Source organism: Rhodococcus sp. NCIMB 12038 (genome assembly GCF_002165735.1).
Taxonomy (GTDB): domain Bacteria; phylum Actinomycetota; class Actinomycetes; order Mycobacteriales; family Mycobacteriaceae; genus Rhodococcus_F.
Window position 1 is genome coordinate 1 of sequence record NZ_NHML01000018.1, and the last position, 15,448, is coordinate 15,448.

The 15,448-nt window shown below is 64.4% G+C and carries 17 protein-coding genes and 1 pseudogene; 3 read left to right on the plus strand and 15 right to left on the minus strand.

Features of this window, described 5'->3' with window-relative positions; all coding sequences use genetic code 11:
* Positions 1-228: pseudogene (gene mhpB / locus CA951_RS26215) on the plus strand (3-carboxyethylcatechol 2,3-dioxygenase); the annotation flags it as partial.
* A gap of 46 nt (positions 229-274) precedes the next feature.
* The gene (locus CA951_RS26220; protein ID WP_256974078.1) at positions 275-574 is read left to right on the plus strand and encodes a hypothetical protein; all 300 of its coding nucleotides are present in this window, start codon (positions 275-277) and stop codon (positions 572-574) included.
* A gap of 99 nt (positions 575-673) precedes the next feature.
* Here CA951_RS26220 and CA951_RS43830 read toward each other — a convergent pair whose 3' ends face one another.
* Positions 674-853, minus strand: a complete 180-nt coding sequence (locus CA951_RS43830; protein ID WP_218780516.1) for a hypothetical protein — start codon at positions 851-853, stop codon at positions 674-676.
* On the opposite strand from CA951_RS43830, the gene CA951_RS45190 reads away from it, so the two are divergent.
* On the plus strand, positions 819-905 hold the full coding sequence (locus tag CA951_RS45190) for a MarR family transcriptional regulator (RefSeq protein ID WP_218780519.1): 87 nt from the start codon (positions 819-821) through the stop codon (positions 903-905). The genes CA951_RS43830 and CA951_RS45190 overlap by 35 nt on opposite strands.
* A 552-nt stretch (positions 906-1,457) precedes the next feature.
* On the opposite strand, the gene CA951_RS26230 is transcribed toward CA951_RS45190, so the two are convergent.
* From CA951_RS26230 to CA951_RS26290, 14 genes are all read right to left on the minus strand, one after another.
* Positions 1,458-2,219, minus strand: coding sequence for an HpcH/HpaI aldolase/citrate lyase family protein (locus tag CA951_RS26230; protein WP_087559623.1), 762 nt, complete (start codon positions 2,217-2,219; stop codon positions 1,458-1,460).
* Positions 2,216-3,073 (minus strand): 2-oxo-hept-4-ene-1,7-dioate hydratase, encoded by an 858-nt coding sequence (gene hpaH / locus CA951_RS26235; protein ID WP_087559624.1) that lies wholly within the window; start codon positions 3,071-3,073, stop codon positions 2,216-2,218. Before hpaH ends, CA951_RS26230 begins: the two co-directional genes overlap by 4 nt.
* On the minus strand, positions 3,066-3,923 hold the full coding sequence (locus CA951_RS26240; RefSeq protein ID WP_256974079.1) for an alpha/beta fold hydrolase: 858 nt from the start codon (positions 3,921-3,923) through the stop codon (positions 3,066-3,068). The genes hpaH and CA951_RS26240 overlap by 8 nt, the downstream gene beginning before the upstream one ends.
* 110 nt (positions 3,924-4,033) lie before the next feature.
* Positions 4,034-5,185: an acyl-CoA dehydrogenase family protein gene (locus CA951_RS26245; RefSeq protein WP_087559626.1), complete on the minus strand. Its 1,152-nt coding sequence runs from the start codon at positions 5,183-5,185 to the stop codon at positions 4,034-4,036.
* A gap of 1 nt (position 5,186) precedes the next feature.
* Positions 5,187-6,047, minus strand: coding sequence for a 3-hydroxyacyl-CoA dehydrogenase family protein (locus tag CA951_RS26250; RefSeq protein WP_087559627.1), 861 nt, complete (start codon positions 6,045-6,047; stop codon positions 5,187-5,189).
* Complete coding sequence (locus CA951_RS26255) at positions 6,047-6,568, minus strand: enoyl-CoA hydratase/isomerase family protein (RefSeq protein ID WP_256974080.1); 522 nt, start codon at positions 6,566-6,568, stop codon at positions 6,047-6,049. The genes CA951_RS26250 and CA951_RS26255 overlap by 1 nt, the downstream gene beginning before the upstream one ends.
* Positions 6,511-6,819, minus strand: coding sequence for an enoyl-CoA hydratase-related protein (locus tag CA951_RS44480; RefSeq protein ID WP_256974081.1), 309 nt, complete (start codon positions 6,817-6,819; stop codon positions 6,511-6,513). Before CA951_RS44480 ends, CA951_RS26255 begins: the two co-directional genes overlap by 58 nt.
* Positions 6,816-7,985 carry a 3-oxoadipyl-CoA thiolase gene (gene pcaF, locus CA951_RS26260; RefSeq protein WP_087559628.1) on the minus strand — a complete coding sequence of 390 codons (1,170 nt, stop codon included), beginning with the start codon at positions 7,983-7,985 and terminating at the stop codon, positions 6,816-6,818. Before pcaF ends, CA951_RS44480 begins: the two co-directional genes overlap by 4 nt.
* On the minus strand, positions 7,982-10,066 hold the full coding sequence (locus CA951_RS26265; RefSeq protein WP_179220311.1) for an acetate--CoA ligase family protein: 2,085 nt from the start codon (positions 10,064-10,066) through the stop codon (positions 7,982-7,984). The genes pcaF and CA951_RS26265 overlap by 4 nt, the downstream gene beginning before the upstream one ends.
* A gap of 69 nt (positions 10,067-10,135) precedes the next feature.
* Positions 10,136-11,614: an aldehyde dehydrogenase family protein gene (locus CA951_RS26270; RefSeq protein WP_256974082.1), complete on the minus strand. Its 1,479-nt coding sequence runs from the start codon at positions 11,612-11,614 to the stop codon at positions 10,136-10,138.
* Between the two features lie 409 nt (positions 11,615-12,023).
* The gene (bphC, locus tag CA951_RS26275; protein WP_087559630.1) at positions 12,024-12,923 is read right to left on the minus strand and encodes a biphenyl-2,3-diol 1,2-dioxygenase; all 900 of its coding nucleotides are present in this window, start codon (positions 12,921-12,923) and stop codon (positions 12,024-12,026) included.
* A 23-nt stretch (positions 12,924-12,946) separates the two neighbouring features.
* A complete protein-coding gene (locus CA951_RS26280; RefSeq protein WP_087559631.1) occupies positions 12,947-13,468 on the minus strand; it encodes a hypothetical protein in 522 nt (173 codons plus the stop codon).
* On the minus strand, positions 13,453-14,004 hold the full coding sequence (locus CA951_RS26285; protein ID WP_087559632.1) for a flavin reductase family protein: 552 nt from the start codon (positions 14,002-14,004) through the stop codon (positions 13,453-13,455). Before CA951_RS26285 ends, CA951_RS26280 begins: the two co-directional genes overlap by 16 nt.
* Before the next feature lie 42 nt (positions 14,005-14,046).
* Positions 14,047-15,261: an acyl-CoA dehydrogenase family protein gene (locus CA951_RS26290; RefSeq protein ID WP_087559633.1), complete on the minus strand. Its 1,215-nt coding sequence runs from the start codon at positions 15,259-15,261 to the stop codon at positions 14,047-14,049.
* Positions 15,262-15,448: the final 187 nt, after the last annotated feature.

Genomic DNA, 15,448 nt, shown 5'->3' on the forward strand with positions numbered 1-15,448 from the left:
CTGCTCGACGTTCTCGCCTCGGGCGAGATCGAGCAGATCGACTCCTGGACCAATGAGTGGTTCGTCGAGCAGGCCGGGCACTCCTCCCACGAAGTGCGCACCTGGATCGCCGCGTACGCGGCAATGCGCGCCGTGGGGAAGTACCGCGTCACCTCGACCTTCTACCGCGAAATCCCGGAGTGGATCGCCGGATTCGGGATCAACACCGCCGTGTCCGTCGACGAATAGACCCCAGCTGTTCCCACAACGCAGACCCAACGAAAAGGGTCCACGGATGACCTCCGTCCGCCCAGTAGACACTTACCTGATCGAGGACACGGCCGCACGGATTGCTGACGCCGAACGTGCAGGCGCCCCGCGCACCCCGGTACGGAATCTGATCGGGCGGATCGACATCGACACCGCCTACCGCGTACAAGATCTCAACGCCGATGCAGCGGTCGCCGGACGCCACCACGTCGTCGACCGCAAGATCGGCATGACCTCACCCGCTGTGCAAGCCCAACTCGGTGCCGATCAGCCCGACTTCGGAGTGCTGTTCGACCACATCGACGGGAGCTCGAACAGTTTATGAAAGTGGGATGACCATGACGGAGTGCGTGCCAAAGAAAGAGGCCGGATCAGTGACCGGATCTGTGCCCGTGCCCGCGGCTGCAGCGGGTGGGCCGATCAGTCATGCGATCTCCGCGTGTCCCGAGCCCATCGCGTGATCGCCGGCCAGCTCCTGCGTGTCTGCCTTCACCCCGGCCAGGCGCTGGTGGTGATGCACCTGTGGGAACTGGGCGGGCCCGCAACGCCAGGTCGACCTGATCAACCTGATGGACTCCGATGCCGCCACGATGACCAGAACCATCCGCCGCCTGGAAAATGCCGGCTTCGTCCGCCGACTCCCCCTATGTCGATGACAAACGCGCACCTCAACAATGAGCTCCCCCATCCACCCCGATTCCGCGCAGCTGGCGGCCACCAACCCGCCAACCCGACGGAATATCCGCTCGGGTCGGCGGGCGGCAGGTACTACGAGCCTGGACTAAAAGCTCGCCATTGCACTGAGGACTCGAATTCTCATGCGAGGGAAACGCGTATTCCATTCATGATTCATCACGCTTCCCGTCACGGAATCGAGCAAGAGCGAGTACGTCCCACTCCCCGCAACTCACCGTGCGAAGTCCTGTCAACGACGGTAGCTGTAGGAGCAGCGTACCTTCGTGCGGGCGCGCCTATTCCTGTCAATGCCTTGAGGGCCATCCACAATTCGTCGCCGGTCAGTTGCGGTGCGTTCTGATGGTTGTCGGAATTCGCGGCGCTGGGCGGCAACTGGGTTGGCCGATTCATTACTACTCCCCCGTTCAAGAGTTCATATGGACCGTTCAGCACCGGATATGCCGCACGCGACGGCCAGGGCCGGTTGTAGATCGTTTTCAAACATCGGGACAACTGCCGAATCTGATGTTGTGTCAGGTGAACCGCTGCGCCAGCGCGCTGGTGTGGCGGGCGAGTAGATGTGCGTCGATTCCGACGGCCACGAACCGCACCCCGGCTTCGACATAGGCGTGGGCGGTTTCTTCAACGGTGGCAAGGGTTCCTGACGGAAGTCCCTTCTTCTCGATCAGTGCGAGAGCGGTCCGGATGGCACTCTGCACCTCGGGGTGCGCGGCGTAGCCCGGATGCCCGAGGGAGGCAGCAAGGTCGGCGGCACCGACGAAGACCCCGTCGATCCCCTCCACGTCGAGAATTTCCTCGAGATTGTCCAGTGCCTCGGCGGTCTCGACCTGGATCAGGACACAAACCTCGTCGTTAGCCTCTTTGAGATAGTCGGGATACCGTCCCCACCTGCTCGCCCGCGCACCGCCCACTCCTCTCGATCCTTGCGGTGGATAGCGACAGGCATCGACCACCGTTCGGGCTTGGGCGGCTGTGTCGACCATGGGGACCAAAACGGTGGGGGCGCCGGCGTCGAGGTACTGCTTGAGCAGCCATGGCTCCCCCGTCGGGACACGCACCACCGGCGCGCAGTCGGGATAGCCTCCCATTGCCTGTAGGACCGGGAGCACGGAGCGCGCGTCGTACGGTCCGTGCTCCCCGTCGATGACGACCCAGTCGAAGCCCGCACCTGCGCAGACCTCGGCACTCACAGTGTCACCGAGGGTGAGCCAGAACCCGATCAGGGGCTGATCGCCGGACAGGCGGCGTTTGAATTCGTTGACCGGGGTTCTCATGACGCCCCGCCCATTGAGAAGGAGACCGTGCCCAGGTCACCGTAGTCGGCGGTGAAGACGTCGCCGGCGCTCACGTCGACCAGGCGAGTAAACGAACCACCCAGAACGAGCTCACCGGCGTGCAGATACTCACCCCATCGAGCCAACCTTCGCGCAAGCCAGGCGACGCCGTTCGCCGGATGGTTGAGGACGCCCGCCGCCACACCGGTCTCCTCCACTATCCCGTTCCTCATCAGGATTGCACCGACGCGGCGCAGATCGAGGTCATGGGGACGAACGGGCCGCCCCCCGGTCACCACACCCGCCGAGGCGGCGTTGTCCGCAATGGTGTCCTTGACAGTTCGACTTGCTCCGGTGGCCGAGTCGATCCGCTCGATGCGAGCATCGATGATCTCCAGCGCGGGCACGACATAGGCAGTGGCATCGAGCACGTCGAAGATCGTGGCGTCCACCGCCGTCAGGTCACGCGCCATCACGAACGCCAGTTCGACTTCGACCTTGGGAGTGATGAACAGCGGCGGATCGATTCGTTGACCGTCCTCGAAGAACATGTCGTCGAAGAGTGTCCCGTAGTCGGGCTCGGTAATCCCGACTGCACGTTGCATCGCCACTGAGGTCAGGCCGATCTTGTGGCCCCGGACTTCTCGGCCGCCCCGCTGCCGAAGCTCGGACCAGGCCCTGTTCACCCGATACCCGTCCTCGATGCTCATCTCCGGATAGCGCTGGCTCAACTGCCGAATCTGGCTACGTCCTACCCGAGCAGCCTCGAGCTCCTCGGCCAGTTCCGCCGCAATCGTGTCGGTGACGGCTGGAACTGGCTCGAGGGCTGTCGCCGGTGCCGCGTTGTCAGTCATCGATACCCAGGTGGCGCAGGAGGAGGCTTTGCATGATGTCCCAACGCTCCAGCTGCGCCCAGTGGCCGCACCTGTCGAGCACGTGCAGCTCGGCACGCTCGAGGTGCTGGAGCAGGTAGAGGCTTGTCTCGAGCGGCACGACGCGGTCCTGGCGACCGTGGAAGATCAGGACCTCGTGCGGAAGGGTTTTCAGGACGCTGGGTGGCAGGACGATGGACTCCATGCCGTTGCGCATGGATCGGAACATCACCTCCTGCACCTCCTGGACCTCGGGATCGGTCGCGACCTCGAAGCGTGTCCGGACGATCTCGTCCATGCCCGGGAAGGTTGCCGGGTCGTAGACGAAGCTGTGCATGAGCTGGCGGTACGTGGGAAGGCGGGGGTCGGCGTAGAAGTTGACCAGCCGGATGAGTTCCTGCGGTGCCTTGGTGATCGGAGCGCCGATGGATCCCATCAGGGCTGCCTTGTCGAACCTGTCGGGAGCCTCCGCGAGCAGGTGCAGCGTTACCGCTCCGCCCATGGAGTTACCGAGGATGTGCGCCTTGTTCACACCGAGGGTGTCGAGCAGGCCCTGCACCTGCTCCAACCGCATTCCGGTCCAGGACATGATGTGTTCGGGGTAGGAGACAGGGAGTTCGGTCTTTCCGAACCCGACGAGATCGGGGGCGATGACGCGGAAGTGCTTGGCGAGTTCCGGGATGATCGGTGCCCAGTTCGAGGCGGCGTGCGCGCCGGGTCCTGATCCATGAAGCAGAACCAGCGCCGGCGCGTCCGGGTCACCCGCAAGCAGTGTGTTGGATTCGAGCGCTCCGGACTGGATTCGCTGCTCGATCATGTGATGTGAGATCACTGGTTCTCCTTTGTTGAAGGGCTTCTGACGTCGGCGAAACGCTGCACGACGGGTAGGTATCTGGCCGATGACCAAGGGGTCGCGTGAGGGGTGGTCATTGTTGGGTTCTTTCAGAGGAAGGCGCTGACGCCGGTCTCGGCGCGGCCGATGAGCAGCTTCTGGATCTGGGAGGTGCCTTCGTAGAGGGTCATCACCCTGGCGTCGCGCATGTACTTCTGCACGGGGTACTCGTCGACGTAGCCGTAGCCGCCGAAGGCCTGGATGGCGAGGTTGGCCGCACGGACTGCGGCCTCGGAGGCGAAGTATTTGGCCTTGGAGGCCTCGGTGCCGAAAGGCTCACCGCGCTCGATCAGGTCTGCCGCCCGCCACGTCAGAAGACGGGCGGCGTCGGCGTCCACCGAGATGTCGGCGATCATGTCCTGAATCATCTGGAACGATGCGAGCGGGCGTCCGAACTGCCGCCGCTGGGTCGAGTAGTCGACCACTGCCTCGAGGCAGCCTTGGATGATTCCGACGCAACCGGCCGCGACGGAGACGCGTCCTTTATCGAGAGAGTGCATTGCGATCTTGAATCCCTCGCCCTCGGCGCCGAGCAGTGCGCTCGCGGGGACCGTCACTCCGTCGAAGGACAGTTCGGCCGTGGCCTGGCCTCGTAGGCCGAGCTTGCCGTGGATCTCGGTGCGGCCGAAGCCGGGTGTGTCGGTTGGGACGAGGAAGGCCGAGACACCTTTGGGACCCGGCCCGCCGGTGCGCGCGAAGACGAGGCAGACGTCGGCCCACGTGCCATTGGTGATGAAAATCTTGTTGCCGTTGAGGATCCAGTCGTCACCGTCGCGGGTGGCGCGGGTCTTGAGGTTCCCGGCGTCGGAGCCGGTGTCGGGCTCGGTGAGTCCGAAGCAGGCCAGGGTGGTGCCGTCGGCGATGCCGGGGAGCCACTGCTGCTTCTGCTCCTCGGTGCCGTGGGACAGGATCACCTTGCCCACCAAGCCCATCGAGACCGAAACGATGCCGCGTACGGCGGAGTCTGCGCGGCCGAGTTCTTCCATGCCGATGCAATAGGTGATGTAGTCGCCGCCGAGTCCGCCGTACTCCTCGGGGATGGTCAGCCCGAAGAAGCCGATTTGGCCAAGCTTGGGAATGATCGCCGTGTCGACCGACTCCGCACGATCCCATGCAGCACGGAACGGAACGACTTCTTTGTCGAGGAAATCACGGGCGAGCTTCTTGAAGCCGACCTGTTCCTCGTTGAACGAGAGGTCCATGTCAGGTTCCTGTCTTGTCGTAGGTGTACCAGCCGCGGCCGGTCTTGCGTCCGAGGTGACCGGACTCGACGAGTTCGGTCACGCTCCGGCTGGGAAGGTCCGCTGGGTCACCGGTCTCGGCGTAGCGCTCCTTCTTCACGTGATAGCCGATGTCAATGCCGGTGAGGTCCATCAGTTCGAATGGACCCATCGGATAGCCCAGTGCCGCCTTGGCGGCGGTGTCGATCGCCTGGACCGAGGCGTATCCGTCCTCGTAGAGCCGTATCGCCTCATCGCGTACCGCGTTGAGGAGCCGGTTGGCAGCGAAGCCGAAAATCTCCTTGTCGAGCACGATGGGGGTCTTCCCGATCCGCTCGACGAAGTCGACGGCCGACTTCATGGTGGCGTCCGAGGTCTCCGGTCCGCGAACAACTTCGGCCGCCTTCATCACCAGCGCGGGATTGAAGAAGTGGATGTTGACGAAGCGGTCCGGCCGTCCCGACGCGTCGGCCAGCTTGGAGGGCACGATCGACGACGAGTTGGACGCGAGGATCGCGTGTGGCTGCGTGAGGCGGCCGAGCTCGGCGAAGAGGGCACGCTTCGCGTCGACCTTCTCGACGATGGCCTCGATCACCAGGTCTGCATCGGCTGCCGCGAACTCGAGGTTGCTCTCGAAGCGGAGCCGGGCAAAGGCTCCGTCGACGGCCTCCTGGGTGCGACGGCCGTTGGCGACCTGCCCGGCGAGCCGCTGCCGCAGCGATGCCTCCGCATCTGCCAGAGCCTGCACAGAAACGTCACACACGACCGCCTCCAGCCCCGCAAGCGCGACCACCATGCCAACCTGGGAACCCATCGCTCCCGCTCCGACGACCAACACCTTCATCAGATACCTCCGAACTGCGGGACCCGCTTGTCGATGAACGCCTGCGCGCCCTCTGCCGCGGTGGTGTAGAGCAGGGATTGGGCGAGCCGCTCCACGACAAGCCCGGTCCGCAGATCGGCATCCAGACCCGAGCGGATCACGAGCTTTGCCAGGCGCACGGCGAGCGGGCCCTTGGACAGGATCGTCACGGCGGTTCGCCGCGCCTCCTCCAGCAGTTCACCTGGCGCGGTGACGGCCGTGACCAGTCCGATCCGTAGCGCCTCGTCGGCGGGGACGAGACGACCGGTGAGGACGAGCTCGATGGCCCGACCCACCCCGACCAAACGGCCGATACGCTGCGTGCCACCGGCGCCCGGCAGGATTCCGAGCGTTGTCTCGGGTAAGCCGAAGCGGGCGTTTGATGAAGCGATCCGGATGTCGCAGGACATCGCCAGCTCGCAGCCGCCGCCCAACGCGAAGCCGTTCACTGCGGCGATCGTCGGCTTCTCGAACGACTCCACCTCGTCGAAGGTGCGCTGCATCTCCGACTCGAGCCGGTGTGCAGGGAGGAGCTGCGGAGTTGACTGATGTCTGCCCCCGCGACGAAGGCCTTCTCCCCAGCACCGGTGAACACCACAGCACCGATCGAGTCGTCCTCGCGGGCGACCGAGAGCGCTGCACGAAGGTCGGCGAGCGCCGCCCTGCTGAGTGCGTTGCGTGCCTCGTGACGGTTGAAGGTGATCACGGCTACGCCGTCGGTCACGTCGTACAACAGGGTGTCATACGCGCTCATGCCGCCTCCAGAAGGACCGAAAGCCCCTGGCCGACCCCGATACACAGCGTCGCTATCGCTCGGATCGCCACTCTGTGCTTCAGCTCGATCGCCGCGGTGAGTGCAAGCCGTGCACCGCTGGCGCCGAGCGGATGCCCCAGCGCAATTGCTCCACCGTTGGGGTTGACGTGCTCCGCGTCGTCCGGGAGGCCGAGCTCCCGCAGCACGGCAAGTGACTGGGCTGCGAAGGCCTCGTTGAGCTCGATGAGGTCGATGTCGGACAATGAGAGACCTTGGCGGGCGAGCAGCTTGTTGGTCGCTGGCACCGGACCGATTCCCATGGTTCTCGGTGGCACACCGGCGGCCGCGCATGACGTGATCCGGGCCAGCGGCTGCAGTTCGTAGCGCTCCACTGCTTCGGCGGAGGCAACCAGCAGCGCGACGGCACCATCGTTCACGCCAGACGAGTTTCCCGCCGTCACCGTCCAGCCCGGCTCGATCGGGCGCAGCGCGGCCAGCTTTTCCATGCTGGTCCGTCGGGGGTGCTCGTCCGACTCGAGCGCCAAGGGCGCGATCTCGACCGCAAAGCGTCCCTCGGCCTGGGCCTTCGCTGCGCGTTCCTGTGAGCGCAGGGCGAACAGGTCCTGGTCCTCCCGACCGATGCCCCGCTCGTCGGCGAGGTTCTGCGCGGTCTGCGGCATCGAGTCGATGCCGTGTGCCGCCTTCATCGCCGGGTTCACAAAGCGCCAGCCGATCGTCGTGTCGTGGACCTCCATCGCCCGCCCAAACGGCGTGGCCGACTTCGGAAAGACGAACGGCGCTCGCGTCATGCTTTCCACCCCGCCGGCGATCACCAGATCGACGTCACCCGAACGGATGGCCTGCGCAGCCGAGGCCACCGCGTTCAGGCCCGAGGCGCACAACCGATTCACCGTACTGCCCGGCACCTCCACCGGAAGACCGGCCAGGAGCGCGGCCATGCGCCCGACGTTTCGGTTGTCCTCACCGGCCTGATTGGCGCAGCCGAGGATCAAGTCGTCCAGTGACTCCCAGTCGACCTGAGGGTGCCGAGCGACGAGCTCCCCCACGACGTGGGCGGCGAGGTCGTCGGTGCGGACCTCGGCGAGTCCTCCGCCGTAGCGCCCGAACGGCGTGCGGACACCGTCAACGAGGTAGGCCGTCTTCATCGCACACCGTCCTGTTCCCGGGTGGAACGCAGCAGCACCAGCGCGTCGACGGCGACAGCACCGTGAGCAGAGGCGAGCACGGGATTCACATCGATCTCCTCGATCAGGTCCTGGAGATCCGCCATCAGCCAGGAGAGGCGGGTGACGACGTCGCACACTGCTGTCACGTCGACGGCCGCGGCTCCACGCGCCCCGTCGAGCAACTTGTGCCCTTGCAGGTGGCTCAGCATCGTTCGGGCTGAGGAGTCCCCGATCGGCGCTGGGCGCACTTGGCTGTCGTGGAGCACTTCGACATGGATGCCTCCGAGCCCGACGACCACTACGGGGCCGAATGCCTGATCGTTCTTCGCTCCGACAATCATCTCGACGCCCGGGGTCGCCATCGCCTGGACGAGCAGGCGACCGTCCTCGATGCCGGCCGATTGCGCCGCGGCGAGGATCTCTCGCCCTGCATCCGCGACTGCCGAGGGTGTGTCGAGGCCGAGCCTGACCAGGCCGAGATCGCTCTTGTGCGCGACAGAGGCGCTGAGGAGCTTGACCGCAACGGATGCGCCCACAGCGTCGAATGCCGCGACGGCGGCCTCCACCGTATCTGCGGGGATCGATTGCGTGCACCCGATGCCGTAAGTCGCAAGGAGTTGCACCGACTCATATTCGCTCAGCTGGCAGCGACCCTCGGCACGGATTTCCGAGATGAGTGCCCGTGCGGCGGCCACGTCGAAACCGGCAGGTGGCGTGGGAATTTCCGGTACGGACCGCAAGCTGTAGTCGGCCAACGCGGCCAGGGCCGCCACCGCGCGAGACGGATCGATGTACGTAGGTATCCCCGCACCGTTGAGCTCGTCGAGCGCCCAGCCGTTCCCACCGGTCCACGACACCGCAAGTGGCACATGAGTTTTCTCATGGAATCGGCGGATCGCCTCCACGAGGGCGGGCGCGGAATCGTCGGCGTTCCCGAGGATTATCAGCACCAAGTCCGTATCCGGGTTTCGCTCGACCACCCCGAGAGCGCCGGCGAGAAGGTCGGGGTCGCTGAGCATGGTGGCTGTGAGGTCAATGGGGTTCTTCGACGACCCGTACGGCGGGATCGCGGCCCTCATCTCCCGCTGCCACACGTCCGGCCACGGCGACGGGTCGAGACCGAGCTCTTCGGCCACGTCGGTCGCGAGCACCCCGGCCCCTCCGGAGAGCGTGATGGTCGTCAACCGCCGTCCCTGTGCCCGTCGACCGGTGCCGAACATGACCGCCAGGTCGAGCATCTCACCCATACTGTCGGGCCTGATGACGCCGAACTCGTCGGCGAAGCCGTCGAATACAGCGTCCGAACCGGCAATCGCACCGGTGTGGGACCGCGCGGCGGCGGCGCCGCTGGTGGACCTACCCACCTTGACCGCGATGAGGGGCTTATCCGCCGCGTCGGCCTTCCGTGCGGCCTCGATCAGCTCACGCCCGTCAGCGACACCCTCCAAGTAGGTGAGCAACACCTGCGCATGGGGGTCGTCAACCAGGGCGTTCAACAGCTCCGGCACCGACAAGTCGACCTCGTTGCCGGTGGTGATGAAGTGCGACATGCCCAGCCCCATCTGTTGGGCCTGGCTGAAGATGAGTGATCCGAATGCACCGCTCTGACTGACGAAGGCAATCGGTCCCACCGCGAGATCGGCGATGTTGTCGAGGGCGGTGGTAAAGGTGGGCACCGCTCGGTCGTGTAGGCCGATCATGCCCAGGCAGTTGGGGCCGAGGAGACGAACTCCGCTCTCTTCGACCGCCGCGCGCAGTTCGTCCTGGAGCCGGACCCCACCCGCCGTCTCGGCAAACCCGGAGGCACAGGCGATGGCAGCCGGGATGCCCCGCTTACCGCATGCGCGGACTGCCTCTGCGACACCGTCGGCCTCGACCATGATGAGTGCGAGGTCGACGTCGTCGTTCGTGATCTCCTCGATGGTGGCCACCGCGGGCAGGCCCTGCACCATTGCGCGCCGCGGGTTGACCGGGACGATCTGGCCCTTGAAGCCGAGGCGCTGCAGGTGAGCTATCGGGCGTCCGGACAGCTTGCCGGGGTCGTTGGATGCTCCGACCACGGCAATGGAGCGTGGATAGAGTAGTGACTGGATCGCGTTCATCGTCTGGAGACCGTCCTGGAAGCAGGGTCAGAGTTGGAGGGATCGCGGCTGGAGGTACTCCTCCAAGCCGTAGCGGCCGAGCTCTCGGCCGAAACCGGAGTCCTTGAAGCCCCCGAATGGGGCCAGGGGGTTGAAGGCGGCGCCGTTGATGTCGACGCGACCGGTTGCCAATCTGCGCGCCACCCGGGACGCGCGATCCACGTCGGTGGACCACACCGCGCCGGCGAGCCCGTAGCGGGAATTGTTGGCCACGGCGACAGCGTCGTCGTCGTTCTCGTACCGGAGGACGGAGAGAACCGGCCCGAAGATCTCCTCTTGAGCGACGGTCGCGTCCGGCACGACGTCTGTCAGCACGGTTGCAGGAACGTAGTGTCCGCGAGTCATGCCTGGCACGTCGTACGCACCGCCGGCGACCACCTTCGCGCCCTCGGCCTCGCCCTTGCGGATGTAGTCGAGGACCTGCGCACGCTGGCTGCCGGAGACCATCGGTCCGAGTTTGGTGGCGGGTTCACGCGGATCGCCGGGGACGAACGACGCCGCTTCGGTGACGACCCGCTCCAGCACCTCGTCGTACAGACGATCCGGCACCAGCAGGCGGGTCCATGCTGAGCACGTCTGCCCGCCGTTCTGGTATGCCTTTGCAACGGTTGCCTTCACTGCCGTATCGAGGTCAGCGTCGTCGAGAATGATGCTCGCCGACTTTCCGCCCAGTTCGAGGGTCACTTTCTTCAGGCCGGTGCCGGCAAGCTCCGCCACCCGGCGGCCTGCACGGGTCGAGCCGGTGAAGGACACCATGTCCACGTCTGTATGGCTCACGAGCGCCTCACCGATATCGGAACCCACACCACTGACGAGGTTGACCACGCCGGGCGGCAAGCCACACTCAGCTAGGAGGTCGAAAAGCATGAACGTGGACAGCGGAGCGATCTCACTGGGTTTGACGACTGTCGTGCAGCCTGCGGCGATTGCTGGGGCGAGTTTTCCGATGACCTGGTGGAGCGGATAGTTCCACGGGGTGATCGCAACAGTCACACCCATGGGGGCCTTGGTCACCAGCGAAGTCCCGATCCGTTCGTCATCGAGCGCCCCTTGTTCGAGCAGGCTGACGTGGGAGTCGACGACCGAGACGGGTAGCCCGAGATGCACCTTCTCGGAGAATCTGATTGGTGCCCCGACCTCATCGGTCACCAATGCCGCGAGCTCGGGGGTACTCGCTCGCAGGAGTGAACCGAGCTGGCGAAGGACTGCAATCCGCTCGTCGACCGACGACGAACCCCACTCGGCCGCTGCCTCGGCTGCGGAAGAGACTGCTTTGTCGACGTCAACTCGGCCCCCGGCCGGGACAAAGCCCAATACTTCCTCCGTTGCCGGATTTTCGACGACCAGCCGATCCCCGGTCGACGCACCGCACCATTGGCCACCGATGTAGAGGGCGTCACGGTGGAGACGCGGAGCCATGTCGACCCGGTCTTCCTGGCGCAGCGACCCATTCTGGCGCAGCGGCATTGTTCCTCCTATGTGGGTTCACCCCATCGTCAGCGAGCTGATAGCTCACCGAATTTGCCAGGGGCTCCGATGATTTGGACTCGGAAATTGCATGCAATCAATCAAACCTAGGGTCAGACACGAGCTCACCCGGGTAGGGATGGACCTAGATCGGCAGTGCATCTGTCGGACACTCCATGGAATGTAAAAAGGCCGTCAATGGGCTCGGCACAGGTCCGCTTTGTCGATGACGTAACCCCTGCGGCGTACCGAGCTCAAGTGTCGCGCCTCGTCTTGTCCCGGATGTGCGGATGAAGCTCGCCCTGCAAGAGAGCCTTCACACTTCGATACGGGGTTGCTTACTGACACGTCCAAAGCGTGGTCCGATCGACGGCATCCAACGACCACCCGCCACGGTTTCCAACCGCGCCTACTTGAGGGGGATGTCCAAGCCGTAGCCTTCGACCTCGTTATCGTGACCGAAGATGTCGCGTACATAGTGCTCCTGCTGGGAGGGCGCGTGCCGCGAACCCCAGCCTGGTTCCCACAGCCATCCGGACGGGTTGGCGCAGTAGAATGTGAGCGCTTCGTCGTTGGAGTGCTTGCCGAGCTGCAGGGAAACGTCGAACTTCTGCTGCCGAACGAGATCGTGCGCGTAGCCGAGGTCATTAAGTTCGGTGTATTCGACCATCAAGTGGTTAATTCGCTTCTCCATCGGGCCAAGCCCGAAGGCGATGGAATGGTGCCGATTGTTGCAGTGCATGAACACCGGAGTTCCCACTGATCCGTCGGGGAGCGCGATCTTGTACTCGACCGCACCCTCGAGTCCGAGCAGCCGATAGAAGCGGGTCGCTGCTTCTACGTCGTCCTCGCGAATGATCACATGGCCGAGCCCCTGGTCTCCGGTGACGAACTTGCCGAACATGGGCCGGCCAGGGTGGAACGGCGAAGCAGTGTCGATCTGCGGCCCGTAGAAGATCTCCGTCGGATTGCCGCTCGGATCCTCCAGTTGGAGCAGGCCCAGCACCCGTCGCTCGGCCGCCTCGACGTCGGAGGCGACCTTGAACGGGATGCCGGCGTTCTCCAGCCTTTCGGCGAGTTCGTCGAGTTCCACGGGGCCCGCCACACGCCAGCCGAGGTAGGCAAGATCGTCTCCGCCGTCTGCGTGCAACACGATTCGGTGGTGCCACCGGTCCATTCGGAGATAGATGCGGTCGCCCTCGCCCTCATCGACGACCTGCATGCCCATGATTCCGGCGGCGTAGTCTCGCCAAGCGTCCAGATTCGAAACGGACAGCCCTAGGTAGCCGAGCTCGGTCACTTTTGTCATTGAATTGCTCCTGTATCGACTGATCAGAGGTTGGGGTTCTTGCTGAGCAAGGTGTTGTTGGGTGTAAGGATGATCCACTTGACGAGGAAGTAGCGTCGCCCTAAGCGGCTCAAAGATTCTCCCCGCCAGGCGGTATCGGGCAGACCGTATATGCCGTTGCCGCCATCGCAGTTGATGATCGCCCCGGTCTTGGTCCCCGAATTCTTCTCGGAGGCAAGCGGAACGAGGTGCGCGGTGAAGTTCGCTGGCTCAGCGAGCTGCCGCAGCGGCGTGCAGTGTCGGAGGAGCCCCGCCAGCGGTAGCGATGACGCGTTCGACTCGTCGTGCGCAATCGATTGTGGACGGCGTAGATCGGTCGACATGCCGCCCGGGGCGACGCCGTTGACGTGAATCCTGGGGCGAAATTCGAAGTTAGTGGGCAGGCACCCGTCCTTGATTGCCTGGGTGGGCAGGATGTTGTAGACGCTCGTCGGGTCCTGGCGGCTAAATGTGCGGTGGCCCAGGAAACCTCCCCGGCGACGCGCTGTCCTCAGAGCTCGGACCACTCGAAGTCCTGGGGCTGGGCCAATCGCATATGGCGCGGGTCGAGGCCCCCGAGTTTGGAGCGGTAGAAGACGAGTGGAGTCGCGTCGACCGCGCCTTCTCGAGCCGCGGCGATCCGTCCGATCACCATCGTGTGGTCGCCTACGACGGGCTGGCCGATGAGTTCGCATTCGAGCCACAGAACGCACCCGTTTAGACGGGGCAATCCGTTCGGGGACCAGGTCCACGTACCGGGAGCGAACCGCTCCTCCGCGCGGTGGCGGGAAGCATAGATGAAGCATGTGTCCTCCTGGCCTGAGGCGAGCAGATTCACCTGGAATCGACCCGAATTCAGGACCTGTTGGGCAGTGAACGAGGTGTCCAGCGCGGAGAACGTCACGAGGGGCGGTTCCAACGACACAGACGTCAAACTGCCTACGGTCATGCCGCTCGGCCTGCCGTCGTGGACGGTGGTGATGATGGCAACGGAGGTAGGGATTTTGCCGTAGGCGCGCTTGAGGACAGGAGATGCGACGGGGGTGGCTGCGTCGATGGACATGGTCGTGTTCCTTTTTCGGATAGTGGAGTATCCGTTGTGGTGTTACAGGAATGGGGTGGACTGGTCGTCGATGCCGAGCAGCGTCCGTCCGTAGCTTTCCCGCGCGATTGCCGGAGCGAGCAACGCGTGACGAGATGCTGTTTCGATGTCACGCCAGTACATCTGCAGCCGGTTGAAGTTCGCGAAGCTCGAGGCTCCTCCGACGTTCAGTAGTCGATCCACTGCGTCCCGGGCGCATTCCATGGCGCGGTTGATGGCCATCTTGACCCGGATGCGGTCGGTGGCTGGCATGAATTGTGCACTGGCACCGAATAAGTCGATCTCCTCTGCGGACTTGAGGAGCAGAGCTTCGGCGGTGTCGATGAGGGAGGCTGCCTCGGCGACCTGAGTCTGTGTGATCGAGGCCTGGGCAGCAACCTTGTAGTAGGAGAAGGCAATGCCTCGGTGCTGGGCGAGGGAATCTAGCACCGAGTCGAGCGCTCCTCGGGCCATGCCGATCTGCGGCGCGACCAGCGCGAGGTTGAATAGGGGGATCATCGGCATGTTGTAATGCGGGTTGTCGCTCAGATCCTGGGGAAAGGTATGCGTCAAGGTTCCCGGCAGTGACATGATCCGATTCTCCGGAACGAAGACCTCTTCGGCGATGAGAGTATTCGAGCCAGTGCCGCGCATGCCGGCAACGTGCCAGGTGTCCTTCCATCCCAATTCCTCACGGGGAACGAGCACGAAGACTTGGTCGACGATTTCATCGTGCTCGTCTTTGATTGGCGTTCCCAGCATGGCCCAGTCGGCATAGTAGCTGCCGGACTGAAATCCCCAACTGCCGTTCACGATGTAGCCACCGTCCACGGGGGTGGCCTCACCGCCCAGTGTGATCGAGCCGCAGAACTGCGCGTCGGGGTTGGCGCCAAATACCTCCTCAACGGCCGTCGCAGGGAAGTGCGCGACCGCCCAGACCGAGGCACTGGACAGTGAGGTGACCCAAGCGGACGCTGGGCAGTGGCGGCCGATCGCCGCGATAACTTCGTAGAGGGTGCGAGCCGAGGACTCATATCCGCCGAAAGCTCTGGGTCTGGTCAGCCTGAATGCTCCTGCCTCGAAGAGAGCCTTGATGCTTTCCTCGGGGACCTTGCGGTCCTGGTCGGCAATGACGGCGTTGGCGGCGAGCATCGGTGCGAGTTCATCGATCCGGCTGAGCAAGTCGGCACGCCGTTGCGGGTCGGTGGCAGCTTCGGGACGCAGGGAAATTTCAGTCATAGGTCGTTTCTCCGTGTGCGGCAGGGATTGGGGAGCCTTCGGCTCGAAGTCGAATGGGCCGGGTTGCTAGGTGATACGTCTCGACCTCGATGAGAGAAGTGTTCTGCACCACTGCTCTCGCGCTCTTGTGGTGCCAGCCCAGGGTTCAGGAATTGCATTGGCTCGGGAGGCCATATCTGCAGCTAGT

Bases quoted from the DNA above. Each gene is read 5' to 3' on its own strand.
- CA951_RS26220 (WP_256974078.1), top strand. From the start codon at position 275: ATGACCTCCGTCCGCCCAGTAGACACTTACCTGATCGAGGACACGGCC.
- CA951_RS45190 (WP_218780519.1), top strand. From the start codon at position 819: ATGGACTCCGATGCCGCCACGATGACCAGAACCATCCGCCGCCTGGAA.
- CA951_RS43830 (WP_218780516.1), bottom strand. From the start codon at position 853: ATGGTTCTGGTCATCGTGGCGGCATCGGAGTCCATCAGGTTGATCAGG.
- CA951_RS26230 (WP_087559623.1), bottom strand. From the start codon at position 2,219: ATGAGAACCCCGGTCAACGAATTCAAACGCCGCCTGTCCGGCGATCAG.
- hpaH (WP_087559624.1), bottom strand. From the start codon at position 3,073: ATGACTGACAACGCGGCACCGGCGACAGCCCTCGAGCCAGTTCCAGCC.
- CA951_RS26245 (WP_087559626.1), bottom strand. From the start codon at position 5,185: ATGGACCTCTCGTTCAACGAGGAACAGGTCGGCTTCAAGAAGCTCGCC.
- CA951_RS26250 (WP_087559627.1), bottom strand. From the start codon at position 6,047: ATGAAGGTGTTGGTCGTCGGAGCGGGAGCGATGGGTTCCCAGGTTGGC.
- CA951_RS26255 (WP_256974080.1), bottom strand. From the start codon at position 6,568: ATGCAGCGCACCTTCGACGAGGTGGAGTCGTTCGAGAAGCCGACGATC.
- CA951_RS44480 (WP_256974081.1), bottom strand. From the start codon at position 6,819: ATGAGCGCGTATGACACCCTGTTGTACGACGTGACCGACGGCGTAGCC.
- pcaF (WP_087559628.1), bottom strand. From the start codon at position 7,985: ATGAAGACGGCCTACCTCGTTGACGGTGTCCGCACGCCGTTCGGGCGC.
- CA951_RS26270 (WP_256974082.1), bottom strand. From the start codon at position 11,614: ATGCCGCTGCGCCAGAATGGGTCGCTGCGCCAGGAAGACCGGGTCGAC.
- bphC (WP_087559630.1), bottom strand. From the start codon at position 12,923: ATGACAAAAGTGACCGAGCTCGGCTACCTAGGGCTGTCCGTTTCGAAT.
- CA951_RS26285 (WP_087559632.1), bottom strand. From the start codon at position 14,004: ATGTCCATCGACGCAGCCACCCCCGTCGCATCTCCTGTCCTCAAGCGC.
- CA951_RS26290 (WP_087559633.1), bottom strand. From the start codon at position 15,261: ATGACTGAAATTTCCCTGCGTCCCGAAGCTGCCACCGACCCGCAACGG.